At 60.8% G+C, this 14,555-nt stretch carries 13 protein-coding genes; 6 read left to right on the forward strand and 7 right to left on the reverse strand.

The window, feature by feature from the left end:
• Positions 1–13: 13 nt before the first annotated feature.
• Together hrpB and ACLQ8T_RS13155 are read right to left on the reverse strand one after the other, a co-directional pair.
• Positions 14–2,572 (reverse strand): ATP-dependent helicase HrpB, encoded by a 2,559-nt coding sequence (hrpB, locus tag ACLQ8T_RS13150; protein ID WP_413454876.1) that lies wholly within the window; start codon positions 2,570–2,572, stop codon positions 14–16.
• The gene (locus ACLQ8T_RS13155; protein ID WP_413454877.1) at positions 2,569–3,354 is read right to left on the reverse strand and encodes an alpha/beta fold hydrolase; all 786 of its coding nucleotides are present in this window, start codon (positions 3,352–3,354) and stop codon (positions 2,569–2,571) included. The genes hrpB and ACLQ8T_RS13155 overlap by 4 nt, the downstream gene beginning before the upstream one ends.
• 150 nt (positions 3,355–3,504) lie before the next feature.
• On the opposite strand from ACLQ8T_RS13155, the gene ACLQ8T_RS13160 reads away from it, so the two are divergent.
• The 3 genes from ACLQ8T_RS13160 (at position 3,505) to ACLQ8T_RS13170 (ending at position 6,679) form a co-directional block, all read left to right on the forward strand.
• Positions 3,505–3,666, forward strand: coding sequence for a hypothetical protein (locus tag ACLQ8T_RS13160; protein WP_204722841.1), 162 nt, complete (start codon positions 3,505–3,507; stop codon positions 3,664–3,666).
• Positions 3,667–3,961: 295 nt separating this feature from the next.
• Positions 3,962–5,023: an L-glyceraldehyde 3-phosphate reductase gene (mgrA, locus tag ACLQ8T_RS13165; RefSeq protein WP_413454878.1), complete on the forward strand. Its 1,062-nt coding sequence runs from the start codon at positions 3,962–3,964 to the stop codon at positions 5,021–5,023.
• Between the two features lie 273 nt (positions 5,024–5,296).
• Positions 5,297–6,679: an NAD-dependent succinate-semialdehyde dehydrogenase gene (locus ACLQ8T_RS13170; protein ID WP_413454879.1), complete on the forward strand. Its 1,383-nt coding sequence runs from the start codon at positions 5,297–5,299 to the stop codon at positions 6,677–6,679.
• Positions 6,680–6,746: 67 nt separating this feature from the next.
• Here ACLQ8T_RS13170 and ACLQ8T_RS13175 read toward each other — a convergent pair whose 3' ends face one another.
• The gene (locus ACLQ8T_RS13175; protein ID WP_204722843.1) at positions 6,747–7,127 is read right to left on the reverse strand and encodes a hypothetical protein; all 381 of its coding nucleotides are present in this window, start codon (positions 7,125–7,127) and stop codon (positions 6,747–6,749) included.
• 454 nt (positions 7,128–7,581) lie between these two features.
• Between ACLQ8T_RS13175 and ACLQ8T_RS13180 the strand changes: the two genes are divergently transcribed.
• On the forward strand, positions 7,582–7,716 hold the full coding sequence (locus ACLQ8T_RS13180) for a hypothetical protein (RefSeq protein ID WP_413456412.1): 135 nt from the start codon (positions 7,582–7,584) through the stop codon (positions 7,714–7,716).
• 46 nt (positions 7,717–7,762) lie between these two features.
• On the opposite strand, the gene ACLQ8T_RS13185 is transcribed toward ACLQ8T_RS13180, so the two are convergent.
• The 3 genes from ACLQ8T_RS13185 to ACLQ8T_RS13195 form a co-directional block, all read right to left on the reverse strand.
• Positions 7,763–8,476 (reverse strand): SH3 domain-containing protein, encoded by a 714-nt coding sequence (locus ACLQ8T_RS13185; RefSeq protein ID WP_413454880.1) that lies wholly within the window; start codon positions 8,474–8,476, stop codon positions 7,763–7,765.
• A 99-nt stretch (positions 8,477–8,575) separates the two neighbouring features.
• Positions 8,576–9,076, reverse strand: a complete 501-nt coding sequence (locus ACLQ8T_RS13190; RefSeq protein ID WP_204722846.1) for a ferritin — start codon at positions 9,074–9,076, stop codon at positions 8,576–8,578.
• Positions 9,077–9,221: 145 nt separating this feature from the next.
• The gene (locus tag ACLQ8T_RS13195) at positions 9,222–11,654 is read right to left on the reverse strand and encodes a Tex family protein (RefSeq protein ID WP_413454881.1); all 2,433 of its coding nucleotides are present in this window, start codon (positions 11,652–11,654) and stop codon (positions 9,222–9,224) included.
• A gap of 126 nt (positions 11,655–11,780) precedes the next feature.
• On the opposite strand from ACLQ8T_RS13195, the gene ACLQ8T_RS13200 reads away from it, so the two are divergent.
• Positions 11,781–12,083 carry a hypothetical protein gene (locus tag ACLQ8T_RS13200; protein WP_413454882.1) on the forward strand — a complete coding sequence of 101 codons (303 nt, stop codon included), beginning with the start codon at positions 11,781–11,783 and terminating at the stop codon, positions 12,081–12,083.
• A gap of 44 nt (positions 12,084–12,127) precedes the next feature.
• A complete protein-coding gene (locus ACLQ8T_RS13205; RefSeq protein WP_204722849.1) occupies positions 12,128–12,538 on the forward strand; it encodes an RNA-binding S4 domain-containing protein in 411 nt (136 codons plus the stop codon).
• On the opposite strand, the gene ACLQ8T_RS13210 is transcribed toward ACLQ8T_RS13205, so the two are convergent.
• Entirely contained in the window at positions 12,535–14,484 is a 1,950-nt protein-coding gene (locus ACLQ8T_RS13210; RefSeq protein WP_204722850.1) for a prolyl oligopeptidase family serine peptidase, read from the reverse strand. The genes ACLQ8T_RS13205 and ACLQ8T_RS13210 overlap by 4 nt on opposite strands.
• Between the last annotated feature and the right edge of the window lie 71 nt (positions 14,485–14,555).

A 14,555-nucleotide genomic window follows, 5' to 3' on the forward strand; every position in this document is an offset into this window, starting at 1 on the left:
GGGCGTGCTTTTTCTATTGCTCGCCCAAGCGCCTCTTGGTCTTTGCCGTGGCCACGTGATCCCACGGATTCTCCGGCCAGGGATGCTTCGGGTAGCGCCCGCGCATTTCGGCACGCACCTGGTCATAGGGTCCATTGAAGAAACTCACCAAGTCATCAGTTACCGCCAGCGGCCTGCCACCTGGCGACAGCAGGTGGAATTGCACCGGCAGCTTGCCTTTGACCAAGCGGGGCGAATCCTCCAGCCCGAAGCATTCCTGCAGTTTCACCGCAACAACCGCAGGACCAGATTCACCGACCTCGGGGTAGGCCACGGAAATTCTCGATCCGGAAGGCACCTGCAGCCGCTCAGGCACCAGGGAATCGAAGTCATGGGCATGCTCCCAGGGCAGCAATGTCCGCAATGCCGAATACAGGTCGACTTTGGCCGCGTTCGTGCCGGAAGCAATCTTCCGCAGGACCGGCTGCAGCCAGTGATCCGCCGCGTCAACCAGGCTCTGGTCGTCAACCGGAACAAAAGGTTCCCCGAGCAAGCGGTGGGCCACTGCCATGCGCCGGCGCAAGGCATCGAATTTCTCGTGGGTACCGAAGAAGCGCATACCATGCGTGGCAAGGGCGCTGGCCACAGCCTGCATCCCCAGTTCCTCGGTGGCCTTGATCGGATGGGCTGCCAGCTCGATCTCGCCGAAGCTTTCGATCCGGCGGGCGGTGATCCTGCCGTCGGACATTTCTGCCACCTCACGCATCTGGTGCATCTGCGGCAGCAGGTCTATGGCCGTCTCCAAGTCGATGCCGGTAGCCCGCCGGATCATGGCCTTGGATCCGGTGCGGGACACCTCGGCGACCGCGAGAAATTCTTCATGCATCAGCGCGCTGCCCCGAGGCAGTGTGGCCCGGGTTCCCGAGGCCAGCAGGTACTCGTCCGGCCCGGCTTTGCAGGCAATCCATTGCGGGTACGCCAACGCGCACACCCCTGCCAACGCCGTGGCTGCCGATGCTGCCTGCCTTCCGGTGCTCGGCCCCGTAGCTCCCACGAGCTTTTCCAGGCGCTGCGCTTCATGCTTCCAGGCGCGGTGCGCCGGATGCGAATTCCGGGCCACCGCGGCCAGCAGCTCGTTCAGGTCCGCGCTCGCGATGCGCTCGGAGCTGGCCAGCAAGGCAACAGCATCCGCAGCAGCCCGGGCACCGAAGATCCGGCTTCCCTCCAGCAGCGCGCGGGCAGCACGCGGGTCCGCTGGAATCTTCATCATCTGCTCGCCCAGCGAGGTGATCTGGCCTGCCTCATCCACTGCGTCCAGGCTGCGCAGGACCTGTTCGTCGCTGGCTATGGCTCCAGCTGGCGGTGCCTCCCACATGGCAAGCCCCTCGCCGCGCGGGGTTCCCCACGCTGCCAGCGACAAGCCCGCTGCCACCAGATCTCCTGTGCGGATTTCCGGCGTGGAGTGCTCCGGTGCCGCCGCGAAGGACTTCGGATCCAAGGTGCGCACCACCTTGCCCGGCCCCAGGCGTCCTGCACGGCCCGCCCGCTGGGTGGCTGCGGAACGGCTGGCCACCACGGTCATCAACCCGGAGAATCCGCGCGAGCTGTCTCGGCGCGGCTCGCGGGCGTAGCCGGCATCGATGACCAGGTGCACCCGCGGCACCGTAACCGATGATTCAGCGATGGAGGTGGAGACGATGATGCGCGGGTCGCTGCCGGGTTCCGGTTCGCCCAGGATCCGGTCCTGTTCCTTGGAAGAAATCTGCGAGTGCAAGGCAAAGGCCTGCAGGCCGGCGGCAGTGATCTGCGAGCAGACGCGTTCGGCTTCCCGAACGCCGGGCACGAAGACCAACGTGTCCACCGGGGTGCCACTGGCCGCATTGGCCTCCGCCGCATGGCGTACCGCGACGGACGCTACATGGCGCAGGTAGCCGTCGTTCAGCCCGCGTTCGGCATTCCTGATCCCCGCGAAACTGTCGAAGGCTTCTTGCACCTCGAACTGGGCGGTTTGCGCGCTGAGCACCGGTGCTGCCGTATCGCGCACCATCAGCGCCGACAGCTCGCGTGCATGCAAGGTAGCGCTCATCACGATCAGCGAGAAGTCATCGCGCAATTCGCTGACCTGGTTGACCATGGCCAGCAGCAAATCGGTATCAATCGACCGTTCATGGACCTCGTCAATGATCACCGCGCTCACACCATCAAGATCCGGATCCGCCAGCAGCCGGCGCAGCATCAGTCCGGCGGTCACGAATTCCACACGGGTCTGCGCCGACACTTTGCGTTCGCCTCGCACGGCGAAGCCGACGCGCAGCCCCACCTCCGATCCATCCAGCTGGGCGAGGCGTCGGGCTGCCGCGCGTGCTGCGACACGGCGCGGCTGGGTCACGATGACCTTGCCGGCTAACCCGGCCTGATGCAGCGCGTTGGCTACCGTGGGCGGAACGATGGTCGTCTTGCCGGATCCCGGCGGAGCCTGGATCACCAGCGGCTGCGCGGGATTGGCCGCCACGGATGCGAAGAGCACTTCCCTGCTGGGCCCGAAGGCCAGACCGGAGGAGATCCGGTTCAGGTCGAAGGGGGCAAAACTCATGCCTGACGACCTGCCCAGAAGGACTCGATGGCGCTCACTACCGGTTCAATCGGGTACAAGGTGCTGCCATGGGTCCTGCCCGGCAGCGCGACCATGCGCGCATTGGGCAGGGTGCGGACCATGATCTTGTTCTGGTCGAAGCGCGGCTGGTCCCGGGTGCCGATCAGCAGCAAGGTAGGGATCCGGATCTTCGCCAGCTCGGATACATAGATGTTCTGCAGGGTCTCGGCAGCCTCGTAGTAGGCGGCCAGCGCCAGCGGGTCATTGGACCTGAAGGCCAGACGGGTTGATGGATCCAGACGCCCATTCTTTTCCTGCCCGGTGACGAAACCTTCGATATCGCCGCTGCGCAGGACATCTAGATATCCGGGGAAGAAAAGCTTCCCGATTTCCCCGGGGGTGATTTCATAGGTGCCGCCGAGCATGATCAACGAAATCACCTGCTCCGGGTGGTGCATGGCCATGTGCAATCCGGTGCGTGCGCCGAAGGAGTAGCCGACGATATGGATGCGTTCGATGCCCAGGTGATCCATCATGGCGTGGATGTCGCTGACCACCTTGTCCATGGTGTAGTCGGCAACGTCGTGGGATTTGGCTGATTTCCCATGCCCGCGCAGGTCCATGCGGATGGTGCGGCGGTCTTTGCCCAGCGCCTTGGTATAGCCGAGTCCCCGCCAGATGGAGCGGGACAGGGCGGAGCCGTGGAGGAACAGAATCGGTTCCCCGGCAGCACCGTCATCGTCAAAGAAGATTTCGGAACCGTCGGCGGGATTATTGATCATCGGCATGCCTCCGATTAAATCCTGTGGCGACGGTGAAGTCGAAATCAGAGTTCCGTCCCGCCCTCGACAACCGCGCCGAATAGGTGAACACTGAAGACACAGGGTCAAGCCACCCGTTGGGGGTGGCCCACGGAAGTTGGGAGGAAGAGCATGCCTGAACAATCAGCTGCTGGGCAGCCCGAAGGCGTTGAAGAGGAAAAGCTGCGGCTTGCGGAAGAGGAAAAGAAGCACCATGACGAGCACGATGAAGCGCTCGTTGAAGAGTGGGAAGACGAATCATTCCCCGCTTCGGATCCGCCCTCGAATTATTAGCAACAACATTTCCCTGAGAGACCGCACACGTAGTGCTCAGCTATTTACAAGAATCAGCTCCTAGTGTTGTTAATACCTTCTCAAGGTGCGAGTGATCTAGATGAACCGACCCGCACAGGCGTTACCTCCTTGGCCTGGCGGGTCGGTTCATCATTTAACGCGATCCACTAATCCTTTACGCACACAGCGGATTTATCTGCCCTCTGTTTGTTTAGTTCAGCCTCTGGCCTATTGTGGAAATTGACTTCACATCGACTTCCGCACGCCAGTGCTTGGCCTGGCAGAAAGGTGCCTCGTGGAATACGAACGCCTCCCGTCCATCCCTGAACTGCACCGCCCCTACACCGCCGCGGCAGACCGCTATGAGCATTTCGGCTACCGCCGCGTGGGCGAGTCCGGCCTGCGCCTGCCGCCGCTGTCCCTGGGCCTGTGGTGGAACTTCGGCGACAACCGCCCCTTCGACACCCAGCGCGAGATCCTGCGCCACGCCTTCGACCACGGCATCAACCACTTCGACCTGGCCAACAACTACGGCCCCCCGGCAGGCTCAGCCGAAGAGAACTTCGGCCGCATGATGCTCAAGGACTTCAAGCCCTACCGCAACGAGCTGGTCATCTCGTCCAAGGCCGGCTACGACATGTGGCCAGGCCCGCACGGCACCTTCGGATCGCGCAAGTACCTGCTGGCCTCCTGCGAGGCTTCGCTGAAGAAGATGAATCTGGACTACGTGGACATCTTCTATTCGCACCGCTTCGACCCGAAGACTCCCCTGCACGAAACCATCGGCGCACTGGACACTCTGGTCCGCCAAGGCAAGGCCACCTATGTGGGCATCTCCTCGTACTCGGCAGAACGCACTGCTGAAGCCGCCGCCATCGCCAAGGACCTGGGGACCCCGCTGGTCATCCACCAGCCGTCGTACAACATCCTGAACCCCTGGGTGGAGCACGGCCTGCTGGAGACCCTGGAGAAGGAACGCATGGGCTCCATTGCCTTCACCCCGCTGGCCCAGGGCCTGCTCACCGACAAGTATCTGGAAACCACCGATGTGGTGCGCCAGGGCGGACGCCGCACGCTCGAAGCCCAGCTGACCGATGAGAACCTCGCCAAGATCCGAAACCTGAACGAGGTCGCCAAGAAGCGCGGGCAGTCGCTGGCGCAGATGGCCTTGGCTTGGCTGCTGCGCGATGGTGCGGCAACCTCAGTCTTGATTGGCGCTTCGTCCACCAAGCAGCTGGACGAGAACCTTGGTGCGTTGGAGAACCTCGACTTCTCCGAGGCTGAATTGACCCAGATTGCCACGATTGCCCAGGGCGATGCAGGAATCGATTGGTGGCGAACTTCCGCTATCAGCTAGCGATCCACTGATCACAGTGTATTTATCTGTGTTCTGAAGCCGTGGTTTCCAAGACATGACTTGGAAACCACGGCTTTTTCGCTCGCTTCTGTCTGCATCTTTTTCGCAAGCGAAATTCCTGCTGTTCCTTGGTGGCTGAAACTTGTTTCTGCGGATAAGCTCGGAGTAGACGCAATATGAAGTGAATTACATTCATTTATTGTGTGGAGTCCACTACCGTTAGGGCCACGCGGCTTTCGCTGGCCACTTTTTGTGCAAACGACAGGAGCATTGATGAGCGCCCCAACCTACAAGGTCTTGAACCCGGCTACCGGTGAAGTTGTCGAGGAGTTCGACGCAGCAACCGACGAGCAAGTCGAGCAGGCATTGGCTGCAGCGCAGACCGCCTACGAATCATGGCAGGACGTTGACATCAACGAACGCGCCAAGATCGTCTCCAAGGTCGGAGCGCTCTTCGCCGAGCGCGCTGCCGAGCTCGGCAAGATCATGACCACCGAGATGGGCAAGCCGCTGTCCGAGGCCGTAGGCGAGGCAGAATTCTGCCAGGAGATCTTCGAGTACTTCGCCACCGAGGGCCCTGCATTGGCTGCGGACCAGGAGATCAAGTCTTTCTCCGGCGGCAAAGCCATCGTACAGAAGCGCCCGGTGGGCCCGCTGCTGGGCATCATGCCGTGGAACTTCCCGCTGTACCAAGTGGCCCGGTTCGCGGCGCCAAACCTGATGCTGGGCAACACCATCATCTTGAAGCATGCAGAGTCCTGCCCGCGCTCGGCTCTGGCCATCCAGGAAATCATGGATGAGGCCGGCATGCCTGCGGGCGTCTACAACAACCTGTTCGCCACCCACGATCAGATCTCGACCATCATCGCTGATCCCCGGATCCAGGGCGTTTCGCTGACCGGTTCGGAACGCGCGGGCGCGATCATCGGCGAACAGGCGGGCCGCAACCTGAAGAAGGCAGTGCTGGAACTGGGCGGATCGGATCCCTTCGTCGTGCTGGACTCCGACGACGTCGCCGGCATTGCCGAGACCGCGTGGGGCTTCCGCATCGACAACACCGGTCAGGCTTGCAACTCGAACAAGCGCATGATCGTCATGGAAGACATCTTCGATGATTTCGTTGCCGAGCTGACCCAGCGTGCGTCGGGCTTGAAGGCCGGCGACCCGATGAAGGAAGAGGAAGGCACGTTCGCCCCGATGTCCTCGCGCAAGGCCGCCGAGGATCTTCACGCACAGGTGCAGGATGCGGTCTCCAAGGGTGCGACCCTGCATGCCGGCGGTGTGTTGCACGACGGCCCTTCCGCGTACTACTCCCCTGCGGTGCTGAGCGGTGTCACAAAGGACATGCGCGCCTACTACGAGGAGCTGTTCGGCCCTGTAGCCGTGGTCTACAAGGTCTCCAGCGATGAGGAAGCCACTGAGCTGGCTAACGACACCATCTACGGCCTGGGCGGTTCGGTGCACTCCACCGACGTCGAGCGCGCCTCCAAGGTGGCGCAGAAGCTGCAGTCCGGCATGACCAACGTGAACGCAGCCAGCGCGGAAGGTGCAGAAATGCCATTCGGCGGCGTGAAGCGTTCAGGCTTCGGCCGCGAACTTGGCCCGCTAGGCATGGACGAGTTCGTGAACAAGCGCCTGTTCTACGTAGGCGAATAGTCCGCCAAGCGCAGCGAGGGGCTGTTTCCTGATTATTCAGGAGACGGCCCCTCGGTTTTATCGGGTACTAGACGCTGACTTTTTCGTGCAGCTCTTCATTCCGTTCGTCGTCCACAGTCCTCTTCCCCTCTGGAACGGCAACATCGGCAGGCGTATCCTTGGCTGCCTTCTTGAACCAATTCGCTAAGCGGCTCCAGGTGACGTCACGGATGAAGATGGCATCTACGCCAACCATTGCCAAGGAGAACCACGGAAGACCCATAAAGATGGCAATACCGATATGGAACGACACCATCGCGAAAAGCACCGGTACTCGTGTCCACCGGAATAGCAGTGCCCCTGGGAAGCTGACTTGCAGAACGATTGATCCAATACTCGCGATGGCCACAGACCATCCCATCGTGGTGCGAATAAGCGTATTAATCTGGCCGATAGTGACCTTTTTCACGGGCCGGGATTGCTGGCGTCTTGGCTGCTGCCAATGACATGGATATCGAGTATGGTTCGGATTGCATGTCAGAAGCTGTTCAGGCGGCGAGCGAGTTGAAGCCTGACGTTGTCATCTTGGAATCGTCGCTCAACGGGACAGACCTGCTCTGCTCGATCCGGGAAATATCCGAAAAACCCCAACTACCAAGATCGTTGTACCGGCTACCCGATACCGTCGCGACGAGATCACACAGGCCTACGATGCTGGCAGCTCTGCTTTGCTGTCGAAAAGCTCCATCAGCACTGAATTGCCCAGCGCGCTGCGGATGCTCATCGCCGGGTACCAGCTGTTTACCCAACCCGAAGATGGCTGGGAGCCGACAACGAGTATTGTCCGCCGAGCAACGCAGCAAACTGCCTTACGCAAACTCAGTGAACGTGATCGCAGCCTTACACGCTTGGTCGCGGCGGGGATGACGAACTCGCAGATCGCGCGTATCTCGCACATCTTCGAGGGATCGGTTAAGCTCCACTTGGCACGCATCATGGAGGAACTTGATGTGCCAACAGGGTGCAGCTTGCGGTCATTGCTACAGAATGCGGACTAGTTTCTTCAGCAGATCTGCAGATCGCCTAGCGTTATTGCCCGGTTCGTTAATACACCGTACGCAGCTGGCTGGCAGGGATCCACATTTCTTCGCCGTCACGGTCGATCCGCCGCCACGCGCCCTGTCGGGCCACAATGACAACTGCAGTATCTACAGGCAGGATTCGCGCCAACGAATAATGGTCGCCAGGACCACGACGCGCGTTCAAGCCAATGGTGGTCAGTGCACGCTGGTTGGGAACGGCAATCAAACCGCCCTTGGCTGGACGCGATGGAATCTCCTGCAAGTACATGCTTGGAACCCAGCCGAGCAATTTGCCGCACTGCACTTGGGACCATAGGCCCTGCTGGAGCATCGAGCGGACCTTGGATCCCTGGTCAATGACCTTGAGTACCGGATAACCGGTGCCGCCGCCCTTGCGCAGATTCAACGTAGCTGTCGTCACATGGGTGGCTTCGATCAATGAATAACGTGAAAGAACCGGCTCGGCCAGTTCGTCATCGTCTTCTGCAACTGCCGGCTCGTCGAATACCGCTGGAATCGGTTCAAGATAGATATTCGGCAACCAACCATACGTATGGTGCACGAGAACGTGCGCCCACGAGCCCTTGACCTCGATCAGAACCAGCTCGGTGCCTTGCTCCAAATGGCTTTGCACTACATAGTGGCGGCCGGCGCCCTTGCGCAGCTTGAGCGGGGCAGTCGTCCGGTGGGTATTGGCAACGGACGACGTCCGCGCCGACTGATGTGGAAAGCCCACCTGGTTCACGACCACCTCAACTGAAAAACTTAGGGAAGCAACCACCGGTTGCTTCCCTAAGTTTATTCCATATTTAGAAGATGCGTGCTTCGCAGCCTCTTAGGATGCGGAAGAGCGCGAACCGAGTTCTGCGTCCAGTCGCAGCAGGCCGCTTCCGTCGCTGCCGATCAGCTTGACGCGGTCCAGGATTTCGCCAACAGTGGCTTCCTCTTCCACCTGCTCGTCGATGAACCAGTGCAGCAGCGGCATGGAGTCGATGTCTCCCTCGGTCTGTGCCAAGCGGTACAGCTCGCGGATTGCTTCGGAGACCTTCTGCTCGTGCGCCAACGAGGCAGCGAACGCGTCGGCAACACTGTTCACGTTGACGGTCGGTGCAGGCTGCTCGCCAATCTTCGGGTGGGCCGAACGGTCGGTCATGTGGGTCATGAACTTTTCCGCGTGCACAATTTCCTCGCCAGCCTGGGCGCGGAACCAGCCAGCAATGCCTGGGAGGCTCAAAACGTCCATTTCAACTGCCAGCTGACGGTAAACCGTGGCTGCGGTTAGTTCGAGAGTTACCTGGGTGCTGAAGGCTTCTGCCAGTTTTCCTGTAAGTTCCATGCCTCCAGAATAACCCTGGACAAGGGCCTTGTCACCGAAGTTTGGACTCACTTAGTCCAACCTGAATTAGGGAATCATCCCAAGTTGGGATCAAGTTAACATAGCCGATACTAACCTAGGTTAGGTCAACCGAACCGCTCGCAATCTACTTGCCCAACCCTGCCCGACGCAGTGCCTCAGCCATCGCGGTGTTGCCCGGTGCAGCAGGTTTGCCCTGGGCGGAACGGGCATTGCGGTTCTGCCCGTTCCGGTGCTGGCCAGTGCGTGCAGAACCATCGATTCCCTGCCCCTTCCGCTCGCGCGGTCCGGAGCCCTTGGCTGTTTCCCCGGCCGCGGGCAGTTCATCGTCTAGGCGCAAGGTCAGCGAAATGCGCTTGCGTGCAATGTCCACGTCCAGCACCTTGACCTTGACGATTTGGCCGGAGCTGACCACCTCGCGAGGATCCGAAATGAACTTGTTGCTCATGGCCGACACGTGGATCAGGCCGTCCTGGTGGACACCGAGATCCACGAACGCACCGAAAGCCGCGACGTTGGAGACTGTGCCTTCCATGATCATCCCCGGCTTGACGTCCTTGATGGTCTCCACGCCTTCTTTCAGCGTGGCCGTCACGAACTCTCCACGGGGGTCACGGGCAGGCCGCCGCAGCTCCGCGATCACGTCGCGAATGGTTGGCTCGCCAAACTGCTCAGTGGCGAAGTCCTGCGGGTTCAGCTCCTCAAGCCGGCGGCCCTGGGCCTCGGCGCTGGCCTGCAGGGTCTTGGCCAACGCGTAGGCTTCAGGGTGCACCGAGGAAGCGTCAAGCTTCTCCTTGCCTCCAGTGATGCGCAGGAATCCCGCGCACTGCTCGAAAGCCTTGGCTCCCAGACGCGGTACCTTCAGCAAATCCTTGCGGGTGGCGAACGGTCCGTTTGCGTTGCGGTGATCCACGATGTTGCGGCTGAGCAGCGGTCCCACGCCGGCCACGCGGGCCAGCAGCGACGGAGATGCGGTATTCACATCGACACCCACGGCATTCACGCAGTCCTCGACCACCGCGTCCAGTGCGCGGTCCAGCTTCGAGGCAGTGACATCATGCTGGTATTGCCCCACGCCGATGGACTTCGGATCAATCTTCACCAGCTCGGCCAGCGGGTCCTGCAAGCGGCGGGCAATCGATACCGCGCCACGCAGTGACACGTCCATATCCGGCAGTTCCTGGCTGGCCAGTTCCGAGGCCGAGTACACAGAAGCGCCAGCTTCTGAAACGATCACCTTGCTGATGCCCTCGCCGCCCAGCGCCTTGATGACTTCAGCCGCCAGTCGGTCCGTTTCACGCCCGGCCGTGCCATTGCCCACCGCAATCAGCGTCGTGTCGTGCTTCTTTGCCAGATTAGCCAGCACTGCGATGGATTCATTCCACTTATTTGCTGGTGCGTGCGGATAGATCGTCGCGGTTTCCACCGATTTGCCGGTCAGGTCCACCACGGCAACCTTCACACCGGTGCGCAGGCCTGGGTCCAAGCCCAGCACGGCCTTGTTGCCAGCCGGTGCAGCCAGCAAGACGTCGCGCAGGTTTGCCGCGAAGATCTTCACCGATTCATCTTCGGCGGCTTCGAACAATCGCGAACGCAGGTCGGATTCGAAACGGGTCAGCAGGCGGGCTTTCCACGCCAACCGAACGGTCTGCGCAATCCATTTGGCTGCAGGTGCATCGCCAGGAACATTCAGCCCCAGGGACGCGGCAATGGCGTTCTCGTAATTGCCTCGGGCGTCGGCCAAAGCCTGTTCATCTCGTGGGTCAGCTTCGGCAAGCTGCAGATTCAGCACCCCTTCACGTTCGCCACGCAACAGGGCAAGGACCCGGTGAGAGGGCAAGCGATCAAGATCTGCCACGTAGTCCAGGTAATCGGAGTACTTTCCCTGTCCTTCTGCGGTCGCGCCGGCAGCGACGCTGGCACCGATTTTTCCGGTCTTCCACAGGCGTTCGCGCAATTCCCCAGCGAGAACAACGTCTTGGGATACCCGCTCGGTCACGATGGAACGCGCGCCAGACAGCACATCGGCATCGGTGGCAAAACCTGCCTCCGGGTTCAGGTAGCCGGCAGCTGCCTGCACCGGATCCGTCGATGGATCAGAGAGCAGCAGATCAGCCAGGGGTTCCAATCCGGCTTCGCGGGCAATCTGGGCTTTGGTGCGGCGCTTTGACTTGAATGGCAGGTAAAGGTCTTCGAGCTCCGCCTTGGTGCTGGCCGCACGAATGGCCTGGGCCAGCTGGTCTGTCAGCTTTCCGGCTTCGGCAATGGCTTCAAGGACAGCCGCTCGGCGGTCCTCCAGCTCGCGCAGGTACCGCAGACGTTCTTCGAGCAAACGCAACTGGCTATCGCTGAGCATGCCTGTGACTTCCTTGCGGTAGCGGGCAATAAAGGGAACCGTTGATCCGGAGTCCAAGAGCTCGATCGCTGCCTTGATCTGCCATGGTGCCACAGCGGATTCGCTGGAAAGTTCCCTGGCCAGTTGGGCAATGATGTGCTGCCCGGTCGCGCTGTCTTTTGCGGTGTTCTTCTGCTCGCTAGTCACCGATCCATTGTGCATCATGCGGTCCGATCTTCTGATGATCGACTCGGTTGGCATTCAGCAGAAACTCAATCTCCGTAGCTATGATTTGTTGTTATGGGGATTGTGAAAGTTCGAAAGTCAGCGGCGCTAATTGCTATTTCAAGCATGGCGCTTTTGAGCAGCGGATGCGCATTTGTCGAGGACACTGCAGCCGATGCAGCCAATCAGTTGACTGATGCAGCGTCCAAGGAAATCGTGCGCCAGGCGTGCGCTCCCGTCCAGGACGGCACGATCGACGCAAGCGAACTTCGCGTCCTCTCATCCATAGTGAAATCAGTTCAAGGTGGCGGCCTGCCACAGGAATTGGTTGATGTGCTCCAAGAGCTGGCGAACTCCGGAGACCAGGCACCCGAAGCCCTGCAGCAGCGCCTGGTCCAGATTTGCGACGAAGCGGAAATTTCCAACTAGCCGCCGTGGGCTGCACCAAGTATCCGGTGATCTAGACTTCTCTCATGGTCGACATTCCAACAAGCGGCAAAGTACGTCTCGATGCTTGGCTGTGGGCGGTGCGCATCTACAAGACCCGTTCGGCTGCGACCACTGCCTGCCGCGCCGGGCATGTCCGCTTGAACGGCGACCCGGTTAAGGCTTCGCAAGCTGTGGTTTCCGGTGATCGCATCCGTGTGCGCAAAGACGGTTTCGACCGTGACCTGGAAGTCAGCGGGCTGATCTCGAAGCGTGTTGGCGCGCCAGTTGCCGCCAAATGCTACATCGACCACACGCCGCCCCGCGAGCGCCTGGTCATTCCCCAGGTACCGATTCGCGAGCGTGGCGCCGGCCGGCCCACCAAGAAGGACCGCCGCGAAATGGATCGCTTGCGGGATTCCTGGCAGGCCCCTCAATCAGGTTCTGATCTGTTCTAGGACAGTTCAATCGCCGGAACGTCGGTGGTGAATCCGAAGATCTGCGCGTAGAAAGCCAAGGAGCTTTCCAACGCCTTGATGATGTTTTCCGACTTCCTGAAACCGTGCTGTTCCCCTTCAAAGAGGATGTAGGCATGGTCGATGCCGCGTTCGGCGAGCGCGTCAGCTACCACCTGCGACTGCGCCGGCGGCACCACTTTGTCTTCATCACCCTGCAGCAGCAGTACCGGGCAGGAAATCTTGGATACGTGGTTGATTGGCGCGCGCTTCTCATACAGTTCAGCGGCTTGAGGGTACGGTCCCACCAGCGAGAACATGTACTGGGATTCGAAGTCGTGGGTGTCCTGTACCAATCCCACCAGATCCGAGACGCCGTAGCGGCTGATGCCTGCGGTGAAGGCGTCTGAGAAGGTCAGTGCGCACAGCACGGTCCACCCGCCAGCACTGCCTCCTTCGATGCCGATGCGTGCCGGGTCGGCGATCCCCTGCGCCACCAGCGCATTGACCACGGCGACCGTATCGGCCACATCAACCACGCCCCAGGCACCGCGCAGGCGGTTGCGGTACTCACGTCCGTAGCCGGTGGAGCCGCCATAGTTCACGTCGACAACACCGATTCCGCGCGAGGTGTAGTAGGCCACCGTGGCGCTGAGCGTCGGCGAGGCTTGGCTGGTTGGCCCGCCGTGCACGAAGGTGACGAATGGCGGCAGTTCACCTTCCATTCCTGCATAGCCTTCCTGGGATGGGCGGTAGAGCAGGGCATGGACGGATTGTCCCGCGAGGTTCTTGCACTCGAATTCCTCGACGTCTGGAAGCATCGCTGGGTTCGGCAGCTGGGCGATCGCTCGGGTCACCGCGTGATGCTCCAGCGTATCTAGGTTGATTAAGGTAATTTCTTCGCCCTGGGTCATCGATGACGTGCCGGCGAGCAGCCAGCCCTCACGCACCGCGAACGGTCGAACGCGGGTAAACGGCAGGTCGAGGTCCTCCAGTCCACCGGTATCCGCGTGCAGGCGTGCCAGTCTGGTGGTTCCCGTGCCGTAGGAGCAGAGCATGGTGCGGGCGCTTTCTGCCAGGTACCACCCGGTACCTACCTGCCAGAGCGGGCCAGCGAATTCTGCGGGACGGTCAACGAGCCGGGTGATGCGCGCTGAGCTGTCCTGGTAGAGATAAGGGTTCCACCAGCCGCTGGCATCCGAGATGAAGGTCAACTGGTCATCGTCAAGCCACTCTGGCTGCATGACCGAGATATCGGTTCCACCGGCAATGACAGTGTCCTTGAGTTCGCCTTCGCCAGCGAAATCGGCCAGGTGCAGTTCGGTGGAGTCCCACGGCATATTCGGGTGTTCCCAGCTGATCCAGGACAACCGGGTTCCAGCTGGATTCATCCGAGGCGCTGCGACAAATCGCGCAGGGGCGCTGAGCATGCGGATCTTGTCCAGGTCTTCGGCTGCGCTGCCGTCCAGCGGGATTTGCACGATATGGCGTACCGGATCTGCTCGCAGGTCTTCCATGATGGCCAGGATGGTGCCTTCCGGGCCTTCGGTGAATTCTGCGAATCTCAGCTGCGGGTCTGCGCCGTTGCCGCTGGCCGGTGTCAGTGCCGTGGGGTTGTGCGTGCCTGCAGTCTGGGAGTACACCCGCTGGTCAGCGAAGTTCGCGAAGACAATGGCCGGCGTGCTGCTTTCAATGAGCATCCAGCTGGAGCCGCCGTATTCGTGGACTCGGGAGCGCACGTTGTACGGGGCCTGGATGAGTTCTGCGCCGGGCGTGCCGTCGGTGCCGTATTCCATGAGCGTGATGCGCCCGCCTTCGGCGGGACGGCCTTCTTGGACAATCAATTTGTCCCCGTAGAAGCAGGCACCGCCCAGTGGCTTGGTTCCAGCTGCAACGTCATGCGCGGAAATCGATGATGGCCAGGATCCAAATGGCAAGTGCGTAGGCATATTCTTGATCCTAGCGATTTTTGCGATTCATCACGACCCTCGACAAGAATCAATTCCATGCGCTTGGATTG

Source organism: Glutamicibacter sp. FR1 (assembly GCF_047300825.1).
Taxonomy (GTDB): Bacteria; Actinomycetota; Actinomycetes; order Actinomycetales; family Micrococcaceae; genus Glutamicibacter; species Glutamicibacter nicotianae.